Source organism: Cellulophaga lytica DSM 7489 (genome assembly GCF_000190595.1).
Lineage (GTDB): Bacteria > Bacteroidota > Bacteroidia > Flavobacteriales > Flavobacteriaceae > Cellulophaga > Cellulophaga lytica.
In genome coordinates this window covers 2,364,402-2,390,435 of sequence record NC_015167.1, presented here as the reverse complement: position 1 = coordinate 2,390,435, position 26,034 = coordinate 2,364,402, and the positions used below count along the sequence as shown (strand labels likewise).

The following is a 26,034-nucleotide window of genomic DNA, read 5'->3' as shown; positions in this document are numbered from 1 at the left end:
AAAAAATAAACACTGCAGACAATTACACGGTAAATTGGGATGTAAAAAACTTAGAATGGTACTACTTTTGATTTGTTTAGATGACTTTACTCACTTAAAGGGTAAGTTAACGCATTCTTAATTGCATAGTTGTACTATAAAGCTCATTTTTGTTAGTACTTTTAATGCAGATTTAGATTCATAAGTCTTAACAAGATAACATACAGGTAATGAAAAACTTAACGTCAATTATAGTTCTAATTTTATTTGCAAACATAGCAATGGCACAAGAAAACAACAGTTTTAACGCACTTTGGAAAACCGTAGAAAAGCACGAAAAGTCTACAATGACTAAATCTGCCTTAGAAACAGTACAGCTAATTGCTGCCAAAGCAAAAAAAGAAGGTAACTCGCCACAAAATATAAAGGCATTGTTGTACATCTCTAAATATGCAATGGTTTTAGAGGAAAATGCTGTGTTAACTATTATAAATAATTTTAAATCTGAAATTGCTAAAAGTGATTCTCCAACAAAAAACGTTTTGCACAGTTATTTAGCTAATTTATATTTACAATATTTTAGACAAAATAGGTATCGATTTTACAATAGAACTACAACTGAAACTAAAATAGATAGTGTAGATTTTAGAACTTGGGACTTAACTACATTGTTTTATGAAATTGACACACATTTTAAGGCATCATTAGAAAATAGTAGCACATTACAAAACATAAAAGTAACTGAATTTGACTTGTTATTAAACAACAGAAAAGATTCTGAAATATACAGGCCTACCTTGTTTGACCTTTTATCTCATACTGCATTAGAGTTTTATAAAACAGATGAAAGTAACATTACAAGACCTGCTGATAAGTTTGAGATTGATGACCAAAATATGCTTTGTAGTGGAACAGATTTTATTAGCTTACCTATTAACGAAGACGATAAAACATCATTAAAAGCCAGAGCCTTAAAAGTATATCAAAATTTATTAGATTTTCATAAAAACGATGCTTCACCAGAGGCTTTTGCTGAAGTAGATTTAGAACGTTTAAATTTTGTATACTCAAATGCTGTTTTTTTAGAGAAAGATAAATACTACTTATCTACCTTAAAAAAAATGGTTAACGTATTTAAAAGCAATGCCGTTTCTGGTTTATACAATTACAACATTGCAACATACTACAATAATCAAGGTGATACTTACCAACCTTTTAGCGCTGAGCAAGAAAACAAATGGAAAAAAAATGATGCTATTAAAGTTTGTGAAACTGTAATAGCAAAGTTTCCTAAAAGTAGAGCCGCAGAAATGTGCAACGACCTAATTACATCAATAAAAAGAAGTCAGTTAAGCATAACTACAGAAAGCTATATACAAGCCAATAAACCCGCTAAGGTTCTTGTACGTTATAAAAACGTAGACGATTTAAATTTTACAGCCTATACTATTTCAGACAAGCAATTATATACGTTAGACACAATTTATGAAAATGATAAAAAGCTACAGTTTATAAAAAAGCTTAAAAGTGTAAAAACTTGGAAAACAAAATTAAAAAACGAAAAAGACTATCAAAATCACACCATTGAGGTTATTATACCTAGTTTAAATGTTAACCAATTACTTATACTTGCAGAGCCAACTAAACTAACCAAAACATTTGGTTATAGTACCATACAAGTTACAGATATGGCTGTTGTAAATACATCTACAGATACAGAAGATTATTTTCAGGTAGTAGAGAGGGCTAACGGCAAACCAATTGCTAATGCAACTGTTAAGTTTGAGTACCACAAAACGTATGATGACCCTGTGCAACACGCAAAATTTAAAACCAATAGTTTAGGTATAGTTACCATTCATAAAACAAAAGAAAGATGGCGTAATATAAAACTTAAGGTTAGTAGTAATGATGATTACGCTACATTTGGTACGTATAATGTATACACTAAAGCCAACAGAAATAAAAATACAGAATATAACAATGCCTTTTTATTTACAGATCGTAGTATTTATAGACCAGGACAACCTGTTTATTTTAAAGGGATAGCAGTACAACAGAAAAACAATAAATCTACAGTATTAAAAAACGCTAAGTTTACGGTAACATTAAAAGATGTTAACTACCAAGCTGTAAAAACTTTAGAATTAACTACAAATGAATACGGCTCTTTTTGCGGTGAATTTATATTACCAAGCAATGGCTTAACAGGTAATTTTACTATAGAAGCAATTTCTACTCCTAATAAAATAAATAGTACTAGCTATATAAGTGTAGAAGAATACAAACGTCCAAAATTTACAACAACTTTTAAACCTGTTACAGAGACTTACAAGGTTAATGATATGGTAACGGTAAACGGTACAGCCAATGCTTTTGCTGGTAGTACAATTAGTGACGCTAAAGTTGTATACACTGTAAAAAGATTAGTTAGGTACCCTATCTGGTACTATTGGAGAATGCCTTACTATAATAGCACACCACAAGAAATTAAACACGGAGAAACAACTACAGATGCTAATGGTAATTACCAAATTACATTTAAGGCTATACCAGAAAAAAGTGCCAATAAAGAAAACTTACCTGTTTTTAATTATGAAATTACTGCAGATGTTACAGATATTAATGGCGAAACAAAAAGTACAACAACTGTAGTTAATGTTGGTTACCATAGTTTAAACGCCACTATAAATGTAAACTCGCAAATAGACAAAACAAAAAAAGACAGTGTACTATATGTAAACACAAGCAATTTAAACGGACAATTTGCTGCAGCAAAAGGATCTTTAAAAATATATAAATTACAGGCGCCTAAAAATGTTAAACGTAGTAGACCTTGGTCTGCACCTGACTATAAGATGGATGAGGATATTTTTAATGACAAATTTCCTAATGAAATATATAAAAAACAACAACCAAAAGATTGGGACAAGGGTCCACTATTATGGAGCACTACTTTTGATACTGAAAAATCTGCTATAGTTAATTTACCAACTATTAAAAAATGGGATTCAGGAAAATATATTATAGAACTAGAAACAAAAGACAAATTTGGACAAACAGTTACAGATAAAGCTATAACAAGCTTGTACAGTGCAAAAGATAAAACTACTGCAGACAATGAACTTTTTAATATAAAAATTGATAAAAACAGTTACAGTGTTGGAGATAATGTAGAAGTTAAATTGTTATCAGCAGCTACACCATTGTATGTTACTTTATACATAGACAGAGGTAATAAGCCTGTAGAAACAAAAATAGTGACACTTAACAACAACTCTAAAACAATTAAATTGCCAATAACTAAAGAAGATATGGGTGGTTTATCTATTAATTACTCTTTTACTGCATACAACTCTTATAATGATGGTATAGTATATATTAATGTGCCTTACCCAAGTACATCTTTAGAAATAGAAACAGTAACCTTTAGAGATAAAATTAAACCAGGTACAGATGAAACTTGGAAATTTAAAATTAAAGGTCCTAAAGGAGATAAGGTTGCTGCAGAAATACTTGCCAGTATGTATGATGCTTCTTTAGATGAATTTAGAGGTCATAACTGGTACTTTTACCCAATAAACTACCAAACACACTCCTCAAAAACAAGGACTAATGCATATGTAAGTTTCTCTTCAAATTCGTTTAGAGTTTATACTAACGAACCCTATAAATACCTATATAAAGGTCAAGATTATGACTCTTTTAAATGGTATGACTTGTACATAGGTAACTCTTATTATAACCGCAGGTCTATGATGAGAAAATCTACATCACCTGTTGCTATGGAAATGGTAGCAGAAGATACTGAAGAAATAGTTGTAGTAGAGGAAAGTGCTTCTGGCGCATTAGATGATGCCATGAGTAGTCCTGTAGAATCTAAAAAAGATAGCACTGCTCCTGCATCTGTTCCTGCTAAAAAAGAAGAAGTTAAGATTAGAAAAAACTTACAAGAAACAGCATTCTTTTTTCCTCATTTACAAACAGATAAAGAGGGTAATGTTTCATTTAATTTCACAACACCAGAAGCATTAACTAAATGGAAATTGCAGTTATTAGCACATACCAAGAGTTTAGAAAGTGCTGTAACAACACTGCAAACTGTAACACAAAAAGAGCTAATGGTTATGCCAAATGCTCCACGTTTTTTACGTGAAGGAGACAAGCTTATTTTTAGCTCTAAAATTGCCAATATAACAGACAAAAAATTATCTGGTGCAGCCACTTTAGAGCTTAAAGATGCTGTTACTGGTAAAAATATTACAGCTACATTAATTACATCTACTACAGAAAATAACTTCTCTGTAGATGCAAAAGGCAACACTCAGGTTTCATGGACTATAGAAATTCCTAAAAATCTTCAGGCTGTACAATATACGGTTATTGCCAAAGCAGGTAATTTTAGTGATGGTGAGCAAAACTTACTTCCTGTACTTACCAATAGAATGTTGGTAACAGAAACTTTACCAATGTGGGTAAGAAGCAATCAAACTAAAAAATTCAGCTTAGACAAATTAAAAAATAATACATCTACAACATTAACAAACCATAAATTAAGTTTAGAAATTACATCTAATCCGGCTTGGTATGCTGTGCAGGCATTACCATACTTAATGGAGTATCCGCACGAGTGTAATGAGCAGTTATTCTCTAGGTATTATGCAAATACATTGGCTAGCCATATTGCAAATAGTACTCCTAAAATACAGGAAGTTTTTAAGCAATGGGCAAATTCTGATGCATTGTTAAGTAATTTAGAAAAGAACCAGGAATTAAAATCAATTTTAATTCAAGAAACTCCTTGGTTACGAGATGCACAATCTGAAACAGAACAAAAAAAACGTATTGCTTTACTTTTTAATTTAAATAAAATGAAAAGTGAACAAGCAGCAGTGGTTCGTAAATTAGCAAACAACCAAACCAATAATGGTGCTTGGGCTTGGTTTAACGGTGGTAATGAAAGTAGGTATATAACGCAACATATTATTGCTGGTTTTGGGCATTTAGATGCCTTAAAAGCATTGAATAAAAAAGACAAAGATGTTGCGCAAATGATTACAAAAGCTATTACCTACCTAGATAATGAATTTGTAAGTGAGTATGAGTATATGAAAAAACATAGCTCTAACTTAAACAGTGACCATTTAAGTAATATGCAACTACATTATTTATATATGCGTAGTTTTTATCCGGATGTTAAAGCGTCTAAAAAAACAAGAGAAGTTACTGCATATTACAAAGGGCAAGCTAAAAAATACTGGACCAAGCGCAGTTTATACAACAAAGGCTTGCTTGCGTTAAGTTTGCATAGAATGGATGAAGCTGCTACTGCTAAAAAGATTTTAAAATCTTTAAAACAAAACAGCATTACTTCAGATGAATTGGGTATGTATTGGAAAGAAAACACCAGTTCTTGGTATTGGTACCAAGCACCAATAGAAACCCAGTCATTATTAATTGAAGCTTTTACAGAAATTGAGAATGACACTAAAACAATTGACAATCTTAAAATTTGGTTACTTAAAAACAAACAAACTAACCAATGGAAAACAACAAAAGCTACAACAGAAGCTGTTTATGCTTTGCTGTTACAAGGTAGTGATTGGCTTTCTGTAACAGATGCAGTAGATGTTTTAGTAGCTGATAAAAAAATAGACCCTAGTAAGCTAGATAATGTTAAAGTAGAAGCTGGTACAGGTTACTACAAAACTAGTTGGAGCGGTAAAGAAATAGAACCAAATATGGCAGATGTACAAATCACCAAAAAAGGTAACGGTATTGCTTGGGGAGCTATGTATTGGCAGTATTTTGAAAATTTAGACAAAATAACATCTGCAGAAACACCACTAAAATTAGCTAAAAAACTGTTCTTACAAAAGAATACCAATACTGGCGAGCAGTTATCTGAAATAACAAAAAACACAAAACTTGCTGTAGGTGATTTGGTTAAAGTACGTATAGAGCTTAGAGCAGACAGAGCAATGGAATTTGTTCATATGAAAGATATGAGAGCCTCTGGATTAGAACCTGTAAATATACTATCTAGATACAAATGGCAAGATGGTTTAGGTTATTATGAAAGTACTAAAGATGCTAGCACTAATTTCTTTTTTGACTATTTACCTAAAGGAGTGTATGTTTTTGAGTATAACTTGCGTGTAAATAACGCGGGTGATTTTAGTAATGGTATTACAACAATACAAAGTATGTATGCTCCAGAATTTAGTAGCCATAGTGAAGGCGTACGAGTTTCTGTTAACAAATAATAGACGTTAAACAAATGTATTGCTTATCTTAACAAGATAAACTGTTTTTTATGAACTGGATATTGTTGTTAGAAATACTATACGCACTTTTATTATTATTTACATGTTTGCGTATAATTTATGATACTAGAGGCACTACAAAAACACTTGCTTATTTATTAGGCGCAGTGTTTTTGCCTTTTTTAGGTATTATTATTTATTTCTCATTTGGTATAAATTACAGAAAACATAAAATGTATGCTAACAAATTTTTGTTAGACTCTAAACAAAGAAAAGTTTTAGAAAAAGAAATAATAGCACACTCTAAAGAAGTTTTAGAAAATGGTAATGAGCCTGCAAAAAGCAGATCAGAATTGGTTAACTTATTATTGAAAGATACTGCTAGTCCGCTTACAAATAACAATACTGTAAAACTTTTACTCAATGGTGAAAATAAATTTCCGGAAGTTTTAAAAGCTATTGAAAAAGCCCAGCATCATATACACATAGAATATTATATTTTTAGAGACGATAAAATTGGTAATACCATAGAAAAACTCCTTCTAAAAAAAGCAAAAGAAGGTGTTAAAATTAGGTTTATTTATGATGATTATGGTAGTTCTGAAATAAGAAAAACGCTTAGTAAAAGATTAAGAGATGCTGGTATTGAAGCTGTACCTTTTTACAAAATAAAGTTAATAGCTTTTGCTAATAGTCTTAATTACCGCAACCACAGAAAAATTATTGTTATAGATGGTAAAATTGGTTTTGTTGGAGGTATAAATGTAAGTGATAATTATGTAAACTCTACCCAAACCACAGATGCCGTTTTTTGGAGAGATACGCACTTAAAATTAGAAGGTCCGGCGGTAACTTATTTACAGTATATATTTTTATCGGACTGGAACTCTTGCTCTAACCAAAATTTAATTTTAGAGAAAGAGATGTATGTACCTTTTAATTCATTTGCATACACAGATACAAAACTGGTACAAATTGCTGCTAGCGGACCAGACTCTAACTCACCAACAATTTTATATTCTATTTTACAAGCCATTTATTTAGCTGAGGAAGAAATACTAATTACCACACCTTATTTTATACCTGGAGAAAGTTTATTAGATGCTTTAAACATTGCTGCAATGAGCGGGTTAAAAGTTAAACTACTTGTACCTTATGAGTCAGACACCCTTTTAGTAAACGCTGCTTCTAGAGCATATTACAGAGAAATATTAAATGCAGGCGTAGAAGTTTACCGCTATAAAAAAGGGTTTGTACATGCAAAAACTATAGTTACAGATAAAAAAATAGCTATTGTTGGTACGGCTAATATGGACAACAGAAGCTTTGAACTTAATTTTGAGGTTAACGCTATTGTGTATGATGAAGAAATTGCTACTGAATTAACCAAAACTTTTTACAACGATCTATTAGATGCAGAACAAATAGACAAAGAAAAATGGATTAATAGACCTTGGTATATTAGATTAGGAGATAAAATAGCAAAACTGTTATCACCAATGTTATAATTTATTGTTTTACAATACTTTATACTAAAAAGTAAATATTTTTAATTAACTTTAAAGTAGGTATACAATTATACACTATTAGATAGTAAAAATATACAAGCCTACTTAATGGCTAATTTCCTGAAGAGATGTATAAAAAGTAGTGGTTTTTCCCCACAATTTAGTCATTACTTTTTAGCATCTTTTTTAAATACTCATTTTATCTTTAAAAATATAAGACTGTCTTCTAGACACCTCTACTTCTTCACCAGAGTTCATTGTTAATTTAAGTTTACCATTAAACCACGGTACAACATTAGCAATGTAATTTACATTTATAATCTGTTGCCTGTTAACCCTAAAAAAGTTATGCTCTGGTAATTTTTCTTCAACTTGGTTTAAAGACTTATACAACATTGGTTTTTCTCCTTTAAAATAAACACGTGTATAATTACCCACTATTTCAAACAAAGAGATATCTCCTATTTTAACCAACCAACATTTGTCTCCATCTTTTATAAAAATCTGACTACTTTCTGTTAGTTTTTCTTTAGCTTCATTGGTTGCATTCTCTTGGCCATTTTCTGTTGTAGCCCCCTCTAGTTGTGCCTTAACTTTTTCTATAGCTTTTGCAAAACGCTTAGCGTTTATAGGTTTTAAAATGTAATCTAAGGCATTATACTCAAAAGATTTAATGGCATATTCATCAAAAGCTGTAGTAAACACTGTAATTGGCACCTTATCTAACATTTCTAAGAGCTCAAATCCATCTTTTTCTGGCATATTAATATCCAAAAACAATAAGTCTGGTTGGGTTTCATTAATTAATTTATAACCTTCATCTACATTCTCTGCCTCCCCAACAATTTCTATATCGCCGTGGTTTTTAATCAATTCTTTTAACTCGTTTCTAGCCAATCTAGAATCTTCAACTATAACTGCTTTAATCATACTCATACCATTGGTATTTTAATATTTGCTACTACCTCTTCATTTACTTCACCTATAGAAAACTCTGCTAAGTTTCCGTATAACAACCGTAGTCGTTGTTTTATATTTTTAAGCCCTAATTGCGTAGAACCTTTTGCTATTTTTAATTTACCCGTATTACGTACTATTATATGTAAATAATCATGGGTTCTGTTAGTTATTAACGTTATTGTGCCTCCTTTAATTAAATTAGCGATACCGTGCTTTGCCGCATTTTCTACCAATAACTGTATAATCATTGGAGGTATGGACACAGAAAGCGAATTAGGATCTACTTCTTTTACAAATTCTAATCTATCTTCAAACTGAATTTTAGACAAAGCAATATAGTTTTCTACCATATCTAACTCTTCTTCTAAAGCAATAGAATTTACATCGTTCTTAATTAATGAATATCTAAGCATTTCAGACAGTTTTGTAAGCATTTCTCTAGACTTACCAACATCTTCTAACATTAATCCTCTAATATTATTTAAGCTATTAAACATAAAATGAGGATTAATTTGTCCTTTTAAAGAGTTTAATTGCGATTCTTTTAAACTCCCCTCTAGTTTAAACTGTTTTAACGTAATATTTTTGTTGTAGTCATAAGCTTTTATTACTAATACTATAAAAATCCATATCACAAACATTGCAGAAAAGAATGGTATATTTGTTAAACGCATAAACCAATTTATAGAGTCTGTTAAGCTTTTCTCTGATTCAAAACTAGAAATACTCTGAACCACATCTAACATTGGCCATAAAATTAAAGAGTATATTATTTGAACTCCAATAAAAAGCAATACCAAACTAACTACATTTCGTTTTTTAAGGTTCCCAAATGTAATGTGCTTTTCTATATAATATAACAATATAAAAGACATTGCATATGCTAGTAAGCCACATGCAATACCTTCTCCTATTAAGTAACCTATATAACCGTAATATTCATTTTGGTTTGCATATTCTAATCCGTATGAGACTTTGTCAAAAGTTAGTGTAGATAGTATTAAAACCAACCACCCTATTAAGGCAAAAACCCAGTATTTCCAGTTATTTATAAGTTTCATTAAATTTTATTCTAATACATTAATACGCTGTAAAGGCTATATATTTTTGTTTAAGCGATAATGTTTAAAATTACGACAATCAATAATTCTGCTAGTAGTATCATAATGTTTTTTTTAGATTGATGGTTAATAGTTGATTAGTTGTTTTTAAAATCCTAAGTAGTACAAAAGTTTACCAAAGTTGTAACCTAAACCAAAAAGTAGTGCAAGTGCAAAAGTGCTAATTAAAATACCATAAGCAATTGTATTTACTTTTTGGGTTTGGGTTGTTGGTTTCTGCATAACTGTTAGTTTTTAAAAATGATGATTTTGATTGATGAACTATTTATTAATGAACTGTTGTTGATTGATTGATGATTTGTTTTTTGATTGATGATTCAAAAATAAAATAGTTTAAATGTCTTTTTAGGTAATTTATGATGAACGGTAGTATTTAAAACCTAAACGGTAATACACGTTAACACCTTGGTTTATTACACAAATAACTGTACAATAGCACCGCCTAATTTGTAGCCTACGTGGTATACTGGCACTATTGCTATAATGCTACATATTAATAAGGCTTTAATTTGTTCTGCTTTTTTGATGATTGCTATTCTATTTTTCATAATACTAAAATTTAAGGTTATTATTAGTTGTTTAATTATGATGTAAAGGTATAGCAACTTATCCCTAAAAAAATCCGTTTTATGACAAACGGTAATTTAAGAATTGCGAACGGTAATTTTGAAGAATTGAATTGAAATTGCTGTATTTGCAGTACATAACTACTTAGTTTGCAGCAAACAAACTAACAACTATTTTACCTTAGGCGGGTATTTACTTAGTGCTTTTTCTACTATTTGCAGTAGTTTAAGTTCTTTGGCTTCTGGGGTTTGGTTTTCTTTATAACCACTAACACTTACAGCTTGCCAAACCAAAGCATCTCGTTGTACGTCTATAAAGTCAAAGGTAATTTCGCGTTGCAACTGGGCACCACCAATTGGAACTCCTACAGATAGGCCGCCACCAATATTGTTACCGCCACCACCTAAGCCAACACCAACAGAGTTGCTTGGTGCTCCTTTATATACTTGTGCAGTAATGTTAATATAAAGTTCTGGTTCTTCTGCCAATTTAAAACCTTTGGTGCGCATAACATCTTCTATAGCATTTAATAGGCGCTTGGTATCTAAATCATTTAAACCAGTATTCATATCTCTATAAAAACCATAAGTAGTATACGCTGTAAAGTCTAAATCTTTATCATAATCATAATTTACACGTACAGTATTGCATGAAACCAACAGTATAATAAATAGTAGAGATATGTAGTTTTTCATTAGTATGTATTTAATTAATCTTACTTATTATACGGTATAAATAAGAGGTATGGTCTTTTAAAGTTATTAAAAAGATTTAATAATACCCTACAATGTAACTCATTAATTGTTTAGCTGTTGCCACAATTTATCTTTTAACTCTTGTAATCCTTGTTGTGCAACAGAAGAAATAAACATATAAGTAGCACCGTCTAAATCTTTATCTAACTCTGCACTCATTTCTGCAATAAGTTCATCATCTAGCATATCACTTTTAGAAATTACTACAAAACGTTCTTTATCTATAAGTTCTGGATTATACCTTTTAAGTTCATTTAAAAGTATTCTGTACTCCTTACCAATATCTTTACTATCTGCAGGTATTAAAAATAATAATGTAGCATTACGCTCTATATGTCTTAAAAAGTAATGACCTAGGCCTTTACCTTCTGCAGCACCCTCTATAATACCAGGAATATCTGCCATTACAAAACTCTGAAAGTCTCTGTACTTTACAATTCCTAAGTTTGGTTTTAATGTAGTAAACTCATAATCTGCAATTTTAGGTTTTGCAGAAGTTAATACAGATAGCAACGTAGATTTACCTGCATTAGGAAAACCAACTAAACCAACATCTGCTAATACTTTTAGCTCTAAGGTAATTTGCATTTCTTCTCCAGGTAAACCAGGTTGTGCATACCTTGGTGTTTGGTTGGTACTACTTTTAAAGTGCCAGTTACCACGGCCACCTAAACCACCTTTAAGTAGTATAACTTCTTCTCCGTGTTCAGTAACTTCTAAAACAATTTCGTTAGTTTCTGTATTTCTAACTACGGTACCTAATGGTACATCCATAAAAACGTCTTCGCCATCTGCTCCTGTACTACGGCCTTTACTACCGTGTTCTCCGTGTCCGGCTTTAAAATGCCTTTGTACTTTATAATTTAATAAAGTCCATAAGTTTTTATTACCACGTAAAATAATATGACCACCACGGCCACCATCACCACCATCTGGACCACCCTTGGTAATATACTTTTCTCTATGCAAGTGCACAGAGCCTTTACCTCCGTTACCAGAAGAAACCGTCATCTTTACATAGTCTACAAAATTACCCTCGGTCATTGTTTTAGGTTATGGAATTAATATAATAAGTGTTTAGGTTATAAAGTATCTATTACTTTACTTAGCCTAGTTGTAATTTCTTTTATTTCTCCTATACCATTAACGGTATGAAACTTACCTTGCTTGTTATAATACGCTTGTAAAGGAGCTGTTTTTTGGTTGTACTCTTCAAACCTGTTACGAATTTTACTTTCGTCTTGGTCATCAGATCTACCGCTAACTTTACCACGCTCTAATAAACGCTGTATTAAAACTTCATCATTAGCATCTAAAGCAATAGTTGCATCTATCTTCATATCTTTAGTAGATAAAAAGTTATCTAATGCTTCTGCTTGTGCTGTTGTTCTTGGGAAACCATCAAAAATAAATCCACTAGCATCAGGATTTTTTTCTACTTCTTCCTTTAACATATTTATAGTTACCTCATCTGGTACCAACTCACCCTTATCTATAAAAGATTTTGCCAACGTACCTAATTCTGTACCATTTTTTATATTGTAACGAAACACATCTCCTGTAGAAATATGTTTTAAATTGTACTGTTCTTTTAAAAAATTTGCCTGTGTGCCCTTGCCAGCTCCCGGTTTCCCGAATAGTACAAGATTTATCATATTATTTTGATTTAGTTGATACACTTCTCTTAGGTTTCTACCAAGCTCATTATAATCTAGCCCGTAACCTACAATAAATTTATTTGGTATTTCTATACCTACATAGTCTATATTATACTCTCCAGAATATACAGATGGTTTGTAAAATAATGTTGCAATTTTAAACTCCTTTACATTACTATTGCTAAACATATGCACTAGTTGTTTTACAGTACGGCCAGTATCTATAACATCTTCTAGTATTATTACGCTTCTACCTTCTATAGTATCAGACACGTCTATAAGTGTTTCTACAATACCTGTAGAAGACAAGCCACTGTAAGAGCTTAATCTAACAAAAGAAACCTCACAATTGTGTTGGTACTCTTTTAATAAATCTGCTACAAACATAAAAGAACCATTAAGTACACCAATAAATACCGGAGTCTCGTTTTTATAGTCTTCGGCAATCTGACCTGCAATTTTTTTAACTGCAGCTAATATTTCTTGCTCTGTTAAATAAGGTCTAAAATATTTGTCGTGTAGCTTAATCAATTGAATGTTCTTTTAGTAAAAGCGCAAATATACCATTTTGATTTCTCTTTTTAGGATATACAAGAGCAGTTTTAAGATTTAAGTGTATTTTTGTTACCAAGTTAACAATACTGCTAAAATTACAAAAATGAACTTTTTTTCTTCAGATTTTAAACTGGGCATCTTAGGTGGTGGCCAATTAGGAAAAATGATGCTTTATGAAACCCGTAAACTAGACATATTTACCAAGGTTTTAGAGGCTTCAGAAGATGCACCATCTAGCATAGCTTGCAATCAATTTGTTAAGGGTAATATTTTAGATTTTGACACCGTTTACAATTTTGGTAAAACGGTAGACATACTTACTATTGAAATTGAAAACGTAAATTTATCTGCGCTTGAAAAATTAGAAGACGAAGGTAAAAAAGTATACCCACCAACTAGTGCTTTGCGAATTATACATAATAAGGCTACTCAAAAATTATTTTACGTAGACAATAATATACCTACTGCAGATTTTCACAGGTTTGCTTACACCAGTGAAATTAAAGACAGTATAGAAAATGGAGGGTTAAGTTTTCCGTTTGTTTGGAAATGTGCACAGTTTGGTTATGATGGCCAAGGTGTTAAAGTTGTACGTAATTTTTCTGACTTAGAAGGTTTGCCAAATGTAGAGTGTATTGCAGAAGATATGGTACCGTTTAAAAACGAACTTGCTGTAATTGTTGCTCGTAGTAGTAACGGAGAAGTTAAAACATACCCTGTGGTAGAAATGGAGTTTCACCCAGAAGCCAACCAGGTAGAATATGTTATTTGTCCGGCTAGAATACCAGACGCTGTTGCCCAAAAAGCACAAAAAGTGGCTTTGCAAGTAGCAGATAAAATTAAACACGTTGGTTTATTGGCTGTAGAAATGTTTCAAACAAATGAGGATGAAATATTAGTGAATGAGGTTGCCCCTAGACCACACAATAGTGGACATTATAGTATTGAAGCTAGCTACACCAACCAGTTTGAACAACATATACGTGCTATACTTGGTTTGCCATTAGGCGATACAAAAAGTAAAGTAGCTGGTATTATGGTAAACCTTGTTGGCGCAGAAGGGTATACTGGCAATGTAGTGTACCAAAATATGGAAGACATTTTAAAATTAGAAGGAGTTACACCACATATTTACGGCAAAAAGGAAACAAGACCTTTTCGTAAAATGGGACACGTAACTATTGTAAATAAAGATATAGATAAGGCTCGTGAAATAGCAGAGCAAGTAAAAAATACAATTAAAGTAATAAGCGAATAAATTATGAGCAAAGTAGCCGTAGTAATGGGAAGCACAAGTGACCTTCCTGTAATGCAAGACGCAATAGATATTTTAAAAGGTTTTGATATTGAGGTAGATGTAGATATTGTTTCTGCTCACCGTACCCCAGAAAAATTATTCGACTTTAGCAAAAATGCACATACAAATGGTTATAGTGTTATTATTGCTGGTGCTGGTGGTGCTGCACATTTACCAGGTATGGTAGCATCTATGTCTCCTTTACCAGTTATTGGTGTTCCTGTAAAAAGTAGCAACTCTATAGATGGTTGGGATTCTGTTTTGTCTATTTTACAAATGCCAGGTGGTGTACCAGTTGCAACTGTTGCTTTAAATGGTGCAAAAAACGCAGGTATTTTAGCTGCACAAATTATTGGAGCGTCAGATAAATGTGTGTTAGATAAAGTTATTTTTTACAAAGAAGGATTAAAACAAAAAGTTATTGAAGGAGCTAAAAGCATAAACAAATAAATTAAAAGCAAGTACATTACTGTACTTGCTTTTTTATTTTATTGTATTCTTAAATAACTATTTCCTTTAGATTTTTTATGAAGAACATCTTATGTTAAAACTACATCATGAACCTTACAAATTTTGTGTTTATGGTGCACCTTCCTTCCAAGAAGTAAAAATTAATGCTTATATCAAATTTAAATATTTCAGGATAAGTATTTTTTTGTAATAACTCTCTATTTTTCCAAAACCTGGGATTACCTTCTCACCTTTATCTTTTGAATTAGAATAAAATTTTATGTAAAAAGATTACCTCTCAATTAATATAAATGTTTTGTTTACAATTATTTTGAGCTTATATACAAAGACCTCCTTGCTTTATTTTTATTAAATACAGAACGCATTCTTTTTTTTTGACCGTGGGTAAACATATACATTGCATTGTCATTAACCCTGTCCATAAAATTCATATACATATCATTTGTTTCGCATGAATTTTGAGGATAACTAGGCACACCTAAATATTGTGATTTTTGAGTGGGAGTATCATCTATTAAATCACCCTCTTCACAATCTCCGTCTTTACCATAAATATGTAGTAAATTAAGCCAATGACCTATTTCATGAGTTAACGTTCTTCCTAAATCAAAATTTTTAATTAAAGGAGGTAAGGTTCCAAATACTCTTGGATCTATTACAACACCATCTATTCTTGGGTCTGCTCCAGGAAAAGTTGCATAACCTCCTAGACCCAAATTACCATGACGATCACTTAAATCTGCAACCCATATATTTAAATAGTTTTTTTGCCAAGCATCTTGGCCTCCTTTATCTGAATAATAAAGTTTAAAATTTTCTATTGCTGTTTCATCAAACACAGATGTCTTTCCGTCCCAACCTGTAACCTCGCTAGATGATCTTATTATGCCTGTTGTTGCGTTACCTAAAGGATCAATAACTGCTAATTTAAACTGAATTTTAGTATCTGCCGCTAAATGAACAAACTCATCAGGTACATTAGTAACATCTACATTTCGCTTTCTAAAATCTTTATTGAGTACAGCTATTTGTGAAAAAATCTTTTCATCACTAATATCAAAAGGATTTGGAGCATAATTAACAATATGAACAACCACGGGTATGGTAATAATTTCATCATCAGGTACTACGTCTGGTATATTGTCCGCTGCATCTGTTTTACTGCATGCGTAAATAAGTACTATACTAAAAACAATTATAAACTTTTTCATTAGTGAGTTTGTTACTTGCATTCATCGTCAGTATCTTTTGAAATTGTAATCTGTCTTCCTCCTTCTGTGGTCATTTCACATATTTCTTGTGGTATTTCTGTTAAAGGGTTATTGGTAATATTTAACAACAGCAAATTAGGAATATTAGAAATTTCTACTGGTAATTTGTTTAAATTATTATTTTGAACTTCTAAAATTGATAAATTATTTAAGTTTCCTAATTCTACAGGTAATTGTTCTAATAAATTATTTCTTAAAAATAATCCTTTTAAAGACTGTAGGTTTCCTATTTCTATGGGTAAACTTGTTAACTGATTATCGTATAAAGTCAATGTATCTAAATGTTCTAAGCTCCCTATTTCTGGTGGTAAAATAGCTAAACTTTTTCCAGAAATAGTTAAGGTTTTTAATTGATTTAAAGCGGTTATGCTAACAGGAATTTCATTGATGCTTACTCCAGAAATCACAAGTTTTGACACTCTACCATCAACAATTGTAACGCCTTCCCAGTTTTGCATTGTAGAGGCCTCTAAATCCCAATCTAAATAAAATGATGGTGAGTTATAAGCTTCGTTTACGTTATACAATTCTTCTAAAAACTGCCTATCTGACTCTAAAGGACTTAAAAAACCCACATAAACAGTATATTCTTTTTCTGAACCATCTTCAGCTGTTACTGTATAAATAACAGGATTAGAAAAATTTTGAGATGTTCCACTTAAAGGTGAGACTTCAGCTTTATCTGACAATTGAGTTTCTGGAGTTAAGCTGGTAATATCTGTACCTTCAGGAACTTTCAATCTAATCTCATTTAAATCATTATTAATAATTGCTTCAAATGCTTTATCATCAATAGTAACCTCAAATTTAACAACATCCTTAACACTCCTTAACCTTACTATTTTTACTGTATACTCTTTTTGTACTTCACCGTTTTCAGAGGTTACAGTAAATACAACATCATTTCTAAAGTCTATACCAGTATCAATTGTTGGTGATATTGTAGCTCCTTCGGAAATTTCAATTATTGGAATAATGCTCTGTAAATCTTCTTTTTCTGATATTTGTAATTTAATCTCATTATTTTCAATTACAGCTTCATAATTATCAGATAAACTAGCATTATTTTCCTTTAAAAAAGAAAAGTTTAAAATTGAAGCATCACTTTCTTCTTGCTCTTCTTCTAAAGTTACAATAACTGAATAAGTAACGTTGTTAAGCCCAGCTTTAGAAAGCACATAATCTATAGGTTCTAAAAAATCTTGTGTTTTATTATTACCAGGGGTGATTGTAGCACCATTAGTAATTGTTATTGTTGGAGTTAATGAAGTTACAGATGTATTAAATGGTAAACTTAAATAAATTTTATTTTCATCTTCATTAATTTCACCTATTACGTCATTTGATATTGAAGAGTTGTTATCTGCTAAAAACTGAAAGCTTAAAATTTGTAAATCTCCTTTTACAGGATCTGGTGGTAGTTTGTCTTCTTCCTTAGAACAACCAAAAAACAGTAGTATGGTTAAAAGTAGTATGGTAAAATTTGGGAATTTCATAAATGTTTTGTTTAGATTTTTTAATAGGACAAAACAAACTATTTCAGATCAACAATAAGTTATGTACAGATAACTATTGCTTATAAACTTTTATAAAAAATATTTTTTTCCTTACTGTACTGTTGCGGATTCATTTTTAAATACCTAGCTATATGCTTATCTGGTGTATGCTGTATAATTAATTTAGACCTTTCTACATTTTCATAAAAATATTTAAATCGTTTTGCTGCACTCCTATATTGTAGCAAATGCATTCTATTTTCTCTGTCTAACAATATATCTTCATGCAGTCTGTATAGAAGAATTCCTATTTCATTATAATTTTTAAGTATTTCTTCTATATGCTCTTTCTTTAAACTTATTAATTCAACATCAGTTAATGCTTCTTGTATTTCTTCTGTAGGCACTTGATTAACGTAGCTCACTAAACTATTAAAACCTAAACCTGCCGGGGTTAAATTTGTCGTTACTTCCTTATCAATATCAACAATGTATTGATGCACTACACCTTTAATTACAACATTAGAATATTGCTCTATCTCTCCTCCTTTAAGTATACATTCCCCTTTTTGATAAACCCTTTTTATACAAAAACTCTTAACAACATTAAATATTTCTTCATTTATTTTATATGAGTTATTAAAAAAATCATACAAAATTTTAAAATCCTCATCCTTTAGTTTTTTACAAATCATTATCTAACTATTAAAAAAAGCAAACATATTTTTTATTTAAAAGACAACTTATATTTACAATGTTAACTTATTTTTAAATTGTATTTTAATAGTTGTAATTAGCTATGCTAGAATAAAAATAGAGCTAGTAAAATATTCGTTTTTTAATTAATAACTTTGTTATAACATAAAACACTAATTTACACACAAAGTATACAATTAATGAATCCATTATTATCCCCTTTTGATACTGCACCGTTTTCCCAAATAGAAAACGAGCATTTTATGCCTGCTTTTACACAAGCTATGACAGATGCAAGAGCAGAAATAGACGCTATTACAGAAAATAAAGAAGTTCCTACGTTTACCAATACTATTGAAGCTCTAGATTTTGCTGGTCAGCAATTAGACCGTATTTCAAGCGTATTTTTTAATTTAAATTCTGCGGAAACTAATGAAAAAATTCAGAAAATAGCACAAGAAGTTTCTCCTTTATTGTCTGAGTTTGGTAATGATATTACTTTAAACGAAGCTTTATTTAAAAGAGTTAAAGCTGTTTATGAGCAAAAAGACAATTTAGATCTAACTGTAGAGCAACAAACATTGTTAGACAAAAGGTACAAAGGGTTTAGCAGAAACGGAGCAAACTTGGCTGAAGATAAAAAAACTAGACTTAGAGAAATAGATGCAGAATTATCTAAACTTAAACTAAAGTTTGGAGAAAATGTATTGGCAGAAACCAATAAATTTAAAATGCATTTAACTAATGAAGAAGATTTAGATGGTTTGCCAGAAGGAGAAAAAGAAGCTGCTGCGCAACTAGCCAAATCTAAAGATTTAGATGGTTGGTTAATAACATTAGATTATCCTAGCTATATACCTTTTATGAAGTATGCTAAAAACAGAGAACTTCGTAAAAAATTATCATTAGCCTTTGGCAGTAAAGCGTTTAAAGGTGATGAGTTAGACAACCAAGAAAATGTATTAAAAATAGCAAAATTACGCCACGAGCGTGCCAATTTACTTGGGTATGCAACACACGCAAATTTTGTACTAGAAGAACGTATGGCTGAAACGCCAGAAAAAGTACATTCTTTTTTAAACGAATTATTAGAAAAAGCAAAACCAGCTGCTGAACGCGAGTTTAAACAGCTTGAAGATTTTGCTAAGGAATTAGATGGTATAGACCAATTACAAAAATGGGATGGTGCTTATTACTCAGAAAAACTAAAGCAAAAACTCTTTAATTTAGATGATGAAATACTAAAACCTTACTTTAAACTAGAAAATGTAATTGCTGGTGTTTTTAAAGTAGCCGAAAAATTATTTGGCTTACAATTTAAAGAAGTTACCAATGTAGACAAATACCATGAAGACGTAAAAACATATGAGGTGTTTGACGCAGAAAATACTTTTGTATCTTTATTTTACGCAGATTTTCACCCAAGATCTGGCAAGCGTGGTGGTGCTTGGATGACGTCTTACAAACCACAATATATAAAAGATGGTGTAAACGTACGTCCGCATATATCTAACGTATGTAATTTTACAAAACCTACAAACACTAAACCATCGTTATTAACTTTTAACGAGGTTACTACATTGTTTCATGAGTTTGGTCACGGTTTACACGGTATGCTAGCAAACACCACTTATTCTAGCTTATCTGGCACATCTGTGTATTGGGATTTTGTAGAGTTACCAAGTCAGGTTTTAGAAAACTGGTGTTATGAAAAAGAAGCCTTAGAGCTTTTTGCTACTCATTACCAAACAGGTGAAGTTATACCAATGGAGTTGGTTCAAAAAATAAAAGAATCTGCTACTTTTCAAGAAGGTATGCAAACCTTACGCCAACTAAGTTTTGGCCTGTTAGATATGTCTTGGCACGGTGTAGACCCAACAAACTTTACAAATGTAAAAGCACAAGAAGATAAAGCGTTTACAGGCACAGATTTATACCCTAGCACAGCAGAAACTTGTATGAGCACTGCTTTTTCTCATATTTTCCAAGGAGGATATTCTTCTGGGTATTACAGTTACAAATGGGCAGAAGTTTTAGATGCCGATGCATTTGCTTACTTTAAAGAAGAAGGGATTTTTAACAAAGACGTAGCTACTAAATTTAAAGACAATGTATTGTCTAAAGGAGGCACAGAAAACCCAATGGTTTTATACAAACGTTTTAGAGGTGCAGAACCAAAAGTTGAAGCTTTATTAGAAAGAGCAGGCTTATTGTAAATTACAATAAACTTAAAACATAAAAACCAGGATAATAATTTACTTATTATCCTGGTTTTTTTATTTATAAAAGAGTAACTAATTACTACTCTTCTTCATCTAAATCTACGTCTGCACTAACAAGTGCTAACGCTTCATCTTCTAAAATTTCTTTAGCCTCTTCTGTTTCTTCAACCTCAGGAACAGAATCTTTTATCTCGTTAAATCTATGAATACGATCTAGTTCTCCTTCTTCACCAGAAAAGTAAGGAAAAACATCCATAATAGGAGACTCCGTAATTGCAGGTATAGTATATTCACCCATAGTGTCTTTCATTACAGCAACGGTATTATCGTAAGCTTCTTTAACATCGTTAGCTTGTACCAATAAATACATGTTTGTTTTACGTTCTTTACCACTTTCCTCATCAAAAGCAATTAAAGAAACTTTACTTTTAAACCAACGGTCTGTATTTTCAAACGGATGAATTTCTGCAAAATTTGCAACTTTTATGTTTGTTATTTTAAACTCATCACTAATGTATGCTTTCATTTCCTCATTAATTCTAGTTTCTGCCTCTGTATAAGAAATTGCATCTACCAAATAAGGTTCTGTTGTTACTTTTTGAGCTCCAGTGTCGCTCATTTTTCTATATTTTACTTTGCATTCGTACCAAGTTGCGCTCATAATTTTTATTTTTTTTGGGAAGCCAAATATAACCGTTACTAAAAAAAATAGATTGTAATTACGCAAATAGATATTCACAATTTAAATATAAAAAACGTAGTATTCTTATTACAAGACAGTTGAGCGCTAAACTTTTAAAATAGTTTCTGCATTATTCCTAAACTTGACTTAAATAAGTCATAACACATCTTAAAATAGCCGTGTTATTTATTGCTTAATTGTACTTTTGTAGTACATAATTTACACTCAACTATATAGGTGTAATTAATAGGTCTTTAGTACGACAAAATAAAGTCCAAAAAAACTGTTACTTTCTTAAAATAACAGCAACAAACAGAAAAAAATGTCATCAAAAAAAATAGCATACTCGGTTTTAGAACTTGCCATAGTATCTAAGGGTAATTCTTTACAAACTACATTTAAAAATAGCGTAGATCTTGCGCAAAATGCCGAAACCTTTGGTTACAAGCGTTTTTGGCTTGCAGAGCATCATAACTCTATAACTATTGGTAGTTCTGCTACTGCAGTTTTAATTGGTAATGTTGCAGAAAACACAAAAACAATACGTGTAGGATCTGGTGGTATTATGCTACCAAACCACTCACCTTTAATTGTTGCAGAACAGTTTGGCACACTTGGTACACTGTACCAAAACCGTATAGATTTAGGTTTGGGTAGAGCTCCTGGAACAGACCCTGAAACGGCACACGCCATAAGACCAAACCATACACAGGCAGCACACTCTTTCCCTGAAGAAGTAGCACAAATACAACAATATTTTTCTGCAGATAACAAGAACTCTAAAGTTAGAGCTACTGTTGCAGAAGGTGTTCATGTTCCTTTATATATTTTAGGCTCTAGTACAGACAGTGCACATTTATCATCTAGAAAAGGCTTGCCTTATGCTTTTGCTAGCCATTTTGCTACTGCTAAGCTACACGATGCTTTAAAAATTTACAACGAAGAATTTACACCTTCTACTACATTAAAAGCACCTTATACAATGGCTGGTGTAAATGTTATTGTGGCAGATACAGATGAAGAAGCAGAAAACATATCTACATCTTTACTTAAAATTATTGTTGGTTTACTTACCAATCAAAGAGATTTTATGTTACCTCCTGTAAAAATGACTGATGATTTACGACAAATGTTTAAACACCCTGCTGTAGACCAAATGTTAAAGTATTCTTTTATAGGAAGCAAAGCAACTGTAAAAAAACAGGTTAAAGAATTTTTAGAACAAACGCAAGTTAATGAGCTTATTGCTGTAACTAATATTTACAATCATACAGACCGTATAAAATCATACAAATTATTTGCAGAAATAATGAATGAAATAAATTTAGAAAAGAAATAAAAGTAAGTTTTTTTTGTTTTGATAAAGCAATTTTTTGAATTTGCACACAGTAGCTAAACTGCTCGCAAATTTAGAAAGTTGCTTTTTTTAATAACGTTTTACCGTTATATTTTTTGCCTCTAACTGTGCAACTAATTCATCTGAAAAATTCATAGAATTGGTAACTTTTAAACTTGGTAAATATTTAATGTCAGCTATAGATTTTACATCAAAACTGTTATCTTCTCCGCTCCAAAACGGAATTAATTGGGCGTAAATTTCATCTCCTCCATCTGGTTGTAACTCTACAATATCCAACAATAATGATGACGGAATTGGTAACTTTTTAAAATAAGCTGCAACTTCTGGTATTATTTTATACCCTTCTTCCTCAATATTTATAGTACGATCTTTATAATTTTTGGCAAAAAAATGAACATTAAATTTAGGATACAAAACCTCATCTATGTACATTAACTTATTTATTACCATTAATTTAAAGTTAAAGTCAGACTCAAAATAGCAATCACCATCTGGTAATTGTTCTAACTTTAGCTTAACCTCTTCACTAAACAATGCCTTATTTTGCATTTCTAGTTTTAATACATTCATAGGTATTTTAACTAATGACTGTGGCAAATCTTTAAAAGGGTTTTTCCTTAAATTAAGTTCTTTTAAATTGGTAAGGTTATAAATACTATCTGGCAGTGTAGTAAGTTGTGTTTCTTGCAAATCTAAAACCTCTAATTGCTTAAGTTTCCCTATCCAATTTGGCAACGTTAAAAGCGGATTATTATTTAACCTTAATACTTTTAAACGCTTTAAAGTAACCAAGCTCTCTGGCAGTTCTGTTATTTTGTTGTTAGACAAATCTAACTCTTCTAAACGGTTTAGGTTTTTTATTCTTGATGTTATTCTAGTTAATGATGTATTAGATAAATTAAGGGTTTTTAAGCCCGTAATTTTAACAACAGAAGACCAAAGCGGACTTTTATTACCTGAGAAATCTAAATATTTTAGACTATTTATTTGTTCTAATTTTGGAGGCAAACCATTTAATGGCACACTGTAATAATCTCCATCTCTAGAAATTGTTAATGACACTAAATACTTAAACTTATAAAGTTTATTAATTAAGTCTGGAGCCATTAAGCTAACATTACGCAAGGTTAGCTCATTAAGTGATTTTAACTTTAAAATACCTGGATATAAATCTTTTACAGTTTGATTAGACACTGCTAAACATCTTAGGTTGTTACACTCAAAAATACCACGTGGCAACTCAAAACCATAACCATAGTATAATTTTTGGGTTGCTAGTCCAAAATCATTTTCACTATTTAACTCCCAAATATCTGAATAAAATTGCCTTGGGTTTTTCTCTATATATTTTAAAACCTCCTTATGGTATACAGACAAATCTACCTTTTCTGCATTGGGGTTTGTACTGTTATATGGGTCTGATGCACAATAGCCGTAAACTTGGTCTTTGCTAGTTTTTCCTAATCTCTTTTTAAGCTCTAACCGTAACCCAAACCTAGTAATTAAAGCATCGTATAAATTTTGTATTTGTTCTGGCACATTGCGTTTAAAAAAAAAGGACTTTCTTTTTACAGTTAAAAACTGCTGAAAAGTATCCTCATCAAAAGCAATAACCTGACATAAAAACATAAATTCTCCTTTTTTTGCTGGATTATCTACTGGTCTGGTTGGAGGTAAAATTTGACAAACGGAATACACTTTTCCTCCTTTTAAGTCATCTTCCTTAAAAAAAATATCTCCAAAAGGTGAAACCTTCAAAACTTCTCTTTCTTTAAAGTCTTGAAATAATGCATCTAAAATTAATTCTTCCAATGGTTAGTTGTGTTTAATTTATTCTTGCGTAATACTACAAATTACTCTACCTCTAAAAAGGTTTTGGCTGTAATTGTTGCATCACTATTTTTATCCCAAATTTTCACTTGCCATTTTACAGGGTTACTAATAGCTCCTTTAGTTAAAATTAAAGAAGCCTGTATTGATTGTTCTACCAGTGCTGGGTTAACTTTTTGGTTTAAAAATAGATCTGGTTGGTCTAATATAACACGGCCGTCATCATCTTTAACAACCATTGTCATACCCAGTTCTACAGCACCATTTTTATTAGTAAATCCTTTAAGGCCTTCAAATATAAACAACATTTTATCATTAAACCCAACTTTTCTGTTGGTAATCATAGACTTACGCTCTGGAGAAAACAAATAAGACTCTTTATACACTAGTTTTTCTGCATCAATCTTAATATCTGGGTCTTTAACCAGCTCAACATCCATAGTAGATGTTAATACTCCTTCTCCTTTTAGATCTGTTAATGTATATACCAATGTGTAGGTTTTGTCAGAAAAAATAGGGTTTGCAAAACTAACTTGCCCTCTTAAATCTTTCATATCTAAATTTAAACCTTTGTTAGAATTTGGCAATAAATTAGCCTGTTTTAAAACTGTGTCTCCTACTTTAGAAACTAAAGATACCGCTAAATTTGGGTAGTATTTTCCGTTTTCTTCTGTAAAACCATCTACAGACTTAAAGGTTGTTACTAATGTTTTACCATAAATTAATGTATTATCGTCTAGGATGTGGTCATCTAAAGTAACTTCTACCTCATCTACATTTATACCATCTCCTTTAGTGATTAAACCTATACTAAAGTTTTTTTTTACAGATTTGTTAAAACTACATGATGCAGATAACGTTAATAATATTGTTGTAATAGCTAAGCATATTATTGTATTTTTTTTCATAAGGTTAGTGTTTTGTGGTTATTTTTTATTTTTAACTATATTGGATATCCTCCTAAGGCCTCTTTTACATAAATATTAAATTCTTTACGTACCTTTTTAAAGTCTAGATTATTATACTCTGCTATTTCTTTTAACTTCCCTTTTACTTTTAATTGTTTAGTAAAATAAACACCTGCAAAAACCAATAATACTATTATAAATATGCAGCATATTAAAATAACAGATGTTTTTATAGTGTTATAATCTGAGTAAGAATATGATTTGCCAGCTATAAATACATTATATAACAACACTAATGCACCAAAAAGCAGCAGAACATAGCGAATGTACTTTGTACTAGACATAAATTTTAGATATTCTTCTAATACCACGTTAAGCTTTGTTTCTGGTATTCTCTGTAACTCTGATAGTTTATTTTCTTCTGATTTCATT

At 31.1% G+C, this 26,034-nt stretch carries 20 protein-coding genes; 6 read left to right on the top strand and 14 right to left on the bottom strand.

The genetic code is table 11. From position 1 onward, the window contains the following. Positions 1-209: 209 nt before the first annotated feature. The gene (locus CELLY_RS10655; RefSeq protein ID WP_013621687.1) at positions 210-6,245 is read left to right on the top strand and encodes an alpha-2-macroglobulin family protein; all 6,036 of its coding nucleotides are present in this window, start codon (positions 210-212) and stop codon (positions 6,243-6,245) included. A 50-nt stretch (positions 6,246-6,295) separates the two neighbouring features. After that, entirely contained in the window at positions 6,296-7,753 is a 1,458-nt protein-coding gene (gene cls, locus CELLY_RS10650) for a cardiolipin synthase (RefSeq protein ID WP_013621686.1), read from the top strand. A gap of 186 nt (positions 7,754-7,939) precedes the next feature. Here the strand turns inward: cls and CELLY_RS10645 are convergent, their stop codons facing one another. The 7 genes from CELLY_RS10645 to CELLY_RS16910 form a co-directional block, all read right to left on the bottom strand. Next, positions 7,940-8,689 carry a LytR/AlgR family response regulator transcription factor gene (locus CELLY_RS10645; protein ID WP_013621685.1) on the bottom strand — a complete coding sequence of 250 codons (750 nt, stop codon included), beginning with the start codon at positions 8,687-8,689 and terminating at the stop codon, positions 7,940-7,942. Further along, positions 8,686-9,774, bottom strand: coding sequence for a sensor histidine kinase (locus CELLY_RS10640; RefSeq protein WP_013621684.1), 1,089 nt, complete (start codon positions 9,772-9,774; stop codon positions 8,686-8,688). Before CELLY_RS10640 ends, CELLY_RS10645 begins: the two co-directional genes overlap by 4 nt. 147 nt (positions 9,775-9,921) lie before the next feature. Then, a complete protein-coding gene (locus CELLY_RS17300; protein ID WP_013621683.1) occupies positions 9,922-10,056 on the bottom strand; it encodes a hypothetical protein in 135 nt (44 codons plus the stop codon). A gap of 191 nt (positions 10,057-10,247) precedes the next feature. After that, a complete protein-coding gene (locus CELLY_RS17295; protein ID WP_013621682.1) occupies positions 10,248-10,382 on the bottom strand; it encodes a hypothetical protein in 135 nt (44 codons plus the stop codon). A gap of 189 nt (positions 10,383-10,571) precedes the next feature. Beyond that, on the bottom strand, positions 10,572-11,096 hold the full coding sequence (locus CELLY_RS10635; protein ID WP_013621681.1) for a DUF4136 domain-containing protein: 525 nt from the start codon (positions 11,094-11,096) through the stop codon (positions 10,572-10,574). Positions 11,097-11,198: 102 nt separating this feature from the next. After that, positions 11,199-12,200, bottom strand: a complete 1,002-nt coding sequence (gene obgE, locus CELLY_RS10630; RefSeq protein WP_013621680.1) for a GTPase ObgE — start codon at positions 12,198-12,200, stop codon at positions 11,199-11,201. 38 nt (positions 12,201-12,238) lie between these two features. After that, a complete protein-coding gene (locus tag CELLY_RS16910) occupies positions 12,239-13,345 on the bottom strand; it encodes an adenylate kinase (RefSeq protein ID WP_013621679.1) in 1,107 nt (368 codons plus the stop codon). Positions 13,346-13,472: 127 nt separating this feature from the next. Between CELLY_RS16910 and CELLY_RS10620 the strand changes: the two genes are divergently transcribed. Both CELLY_RS10620 and purE read left to right on the top strand, forming a co-directional pair. Beyond that, positions 13,473-14,627 (top strand): 5-(carboxyamino)imidazole ribonucleotide synthase, encoded by a 1,155-nt coding sequence (locus tag CELLY_RS10620; RefSeq protein ID WP_013621678.1) that lies wholly within the window; start codon positions 13,473-13,475, stop codon positions 14,625-14,627. A 3-nt stretch (positions 14,628-14,630) separates the two neighbouring features. Next, positions 14,631-15,116, top strand: coding sequence for a 5-(carboxyamino)imidazole ribonucleotide mutase (gene purE / locus CELLY_RS10615; protein ID WP_013621677.1), 486 nt, complete (start codon positions 14,631-14,633; stop codon positions 15,114-15,116). Positions 15,117-15,442: 326 nt separating this feature from the next. Here the strand turns inward: purE and CELLY_RS10610 are convergent, their stop codons facing one another. The 3 genes from CELLY_RS10610 to CELLY_RS10600 all read right to left on the bottom strand — a co-directional run bounded on the left by CELLY_RS10610 (position 15,443) and on the right by CELLY_RS10600 (position 18,599). Next, positions 15,443-16,348, bottom strand: coding sequence for a zinc metalloprotease (locus tag CELLY_RS10610; RefSeq protein ID WP_013621676.1), 906 nt, complete (start codon positions 16,346-16,348; stop codon positions 15,443-15,445). A gap of 11 nt (positions 16,349-16,359) precedes the next feature. Then, positions 16,360-17,904, bottom strand: coding sequence for a DUF5018 domain-containing protein (locus CELLY_RS16735; protein WP_013621675.1), 1,545 nt, complete (start codon positions 17,902-17,904; stop codon positions 16,360-16,362). A gap of 80 nt (positions 17,905-17,984) precedes the next feature. Further along, positions 17,985-18,599, bottom strand: coding sequence for a Crp/Fnr family transcriptional regulator (locus tag CELLY_RS10600; protein WP_013621674.1), 615 nt, complete (start codon positions 18,597-18,599; stop codon positions 17,985-17,987). Positions 18,600-18,800: 201 nt separating this feature from the next. Between CELLY_RS10600 and CELLY_RS10595 the strand changes: the two genes are divergently transcribed. Beyond that, positions 18,801-20,816 carry a M3 family metallopeptidase gene (locus CELLY_RS10595; protein WP_013621673.1) on the top strand — a complete coding sequence of 672 codons (2,016 nt, stop codon included), beginning with the start codon at positions 18,801-18,803 and terminating at the stop codon, positions 20,814-20,816. Positions 20,817-20,901: 85 nt separating this feature from the next. On the opposite strand, the gene CELLY_RS10590 is transcribed toward CELLY_RS10595, so the two are convergent. Continuing rightward, a complete protein-coding gene (locus CELLY_RS10590) occupies positions 20,902-21,483 on the bottom strand; it encodes a DUF4494 domain-containing protein (protein ID WP_013621672.1) in 582 nt (193 codons plus the stop codon). Positions 21,484-21,826: 343 nt separating this feature from the next. Between CELLY_RS10590 and CELLY_RS10585 the strand changes: the two genes are divergently transcribed. Beyond that, positions 21,827-22,843 (top strand): LLM class flavin-dependent oxidoreductase, encoded by a 1,017-nt coding sequence (locus tag CELLY_RS10585; protein WP_013621671.1) that lies wholly within the window; start codon positions 21,827-21,829, stop codon positions 22,841-22,843. Positions 22,844-22,930: 87 nt separating this feature from the next. Here CELLY_RS10585 and CELLY_RS16730 read toward each other — a convergent pair whose 3' ends face one another. The 3 genes from CELLY_RS16730 to CELLY_RS10570 are packed head-to-tail and all read right to left on the bottom strand — an operon-like array spanning position 22,931 to position 26,033. Continuing rightward, the gene (locus tag CELLY_RS16730; protein ID WP_013621670.1) at positions 22,931-24,676 is read right to left on the bottom strand and encodes a leucine-rich repeat domain-containing protein; all 1,746 of its coding nucleotides are present in this window, start codon (positions 24,674-24,676) and stop codon (positions 22,931-22,933) included. A 41-nt stretch (positions 24,677-24,717) separates the two neighbouring features. Beyond that, positions 24,718-25,602, bottom strand: a complete 885-nt coding sequence (locus CELLY_RS10575) for a hypothetical protein (protein WP_013621669.1) — start codon at positions 25,600-25,602, stop codon at positions 24,718-24,720. 35 nt (positions 25,603-25,637) lie between these two features. Next, positions 25,638-26,033 carry a hypothetical protein gene (locus CELLY_RS10570; RefSeq protein WP_013621668.1) on the bottom strand — a complete coding sequence of 132 codons (396 nt, stop codon included), beginning with the start codon at positions 26,031-26,033 and terminating at the stop codon, positions 25,638-25,640. Between the last annotated feature and the right edge of the window lies 1 nt (position 26,034).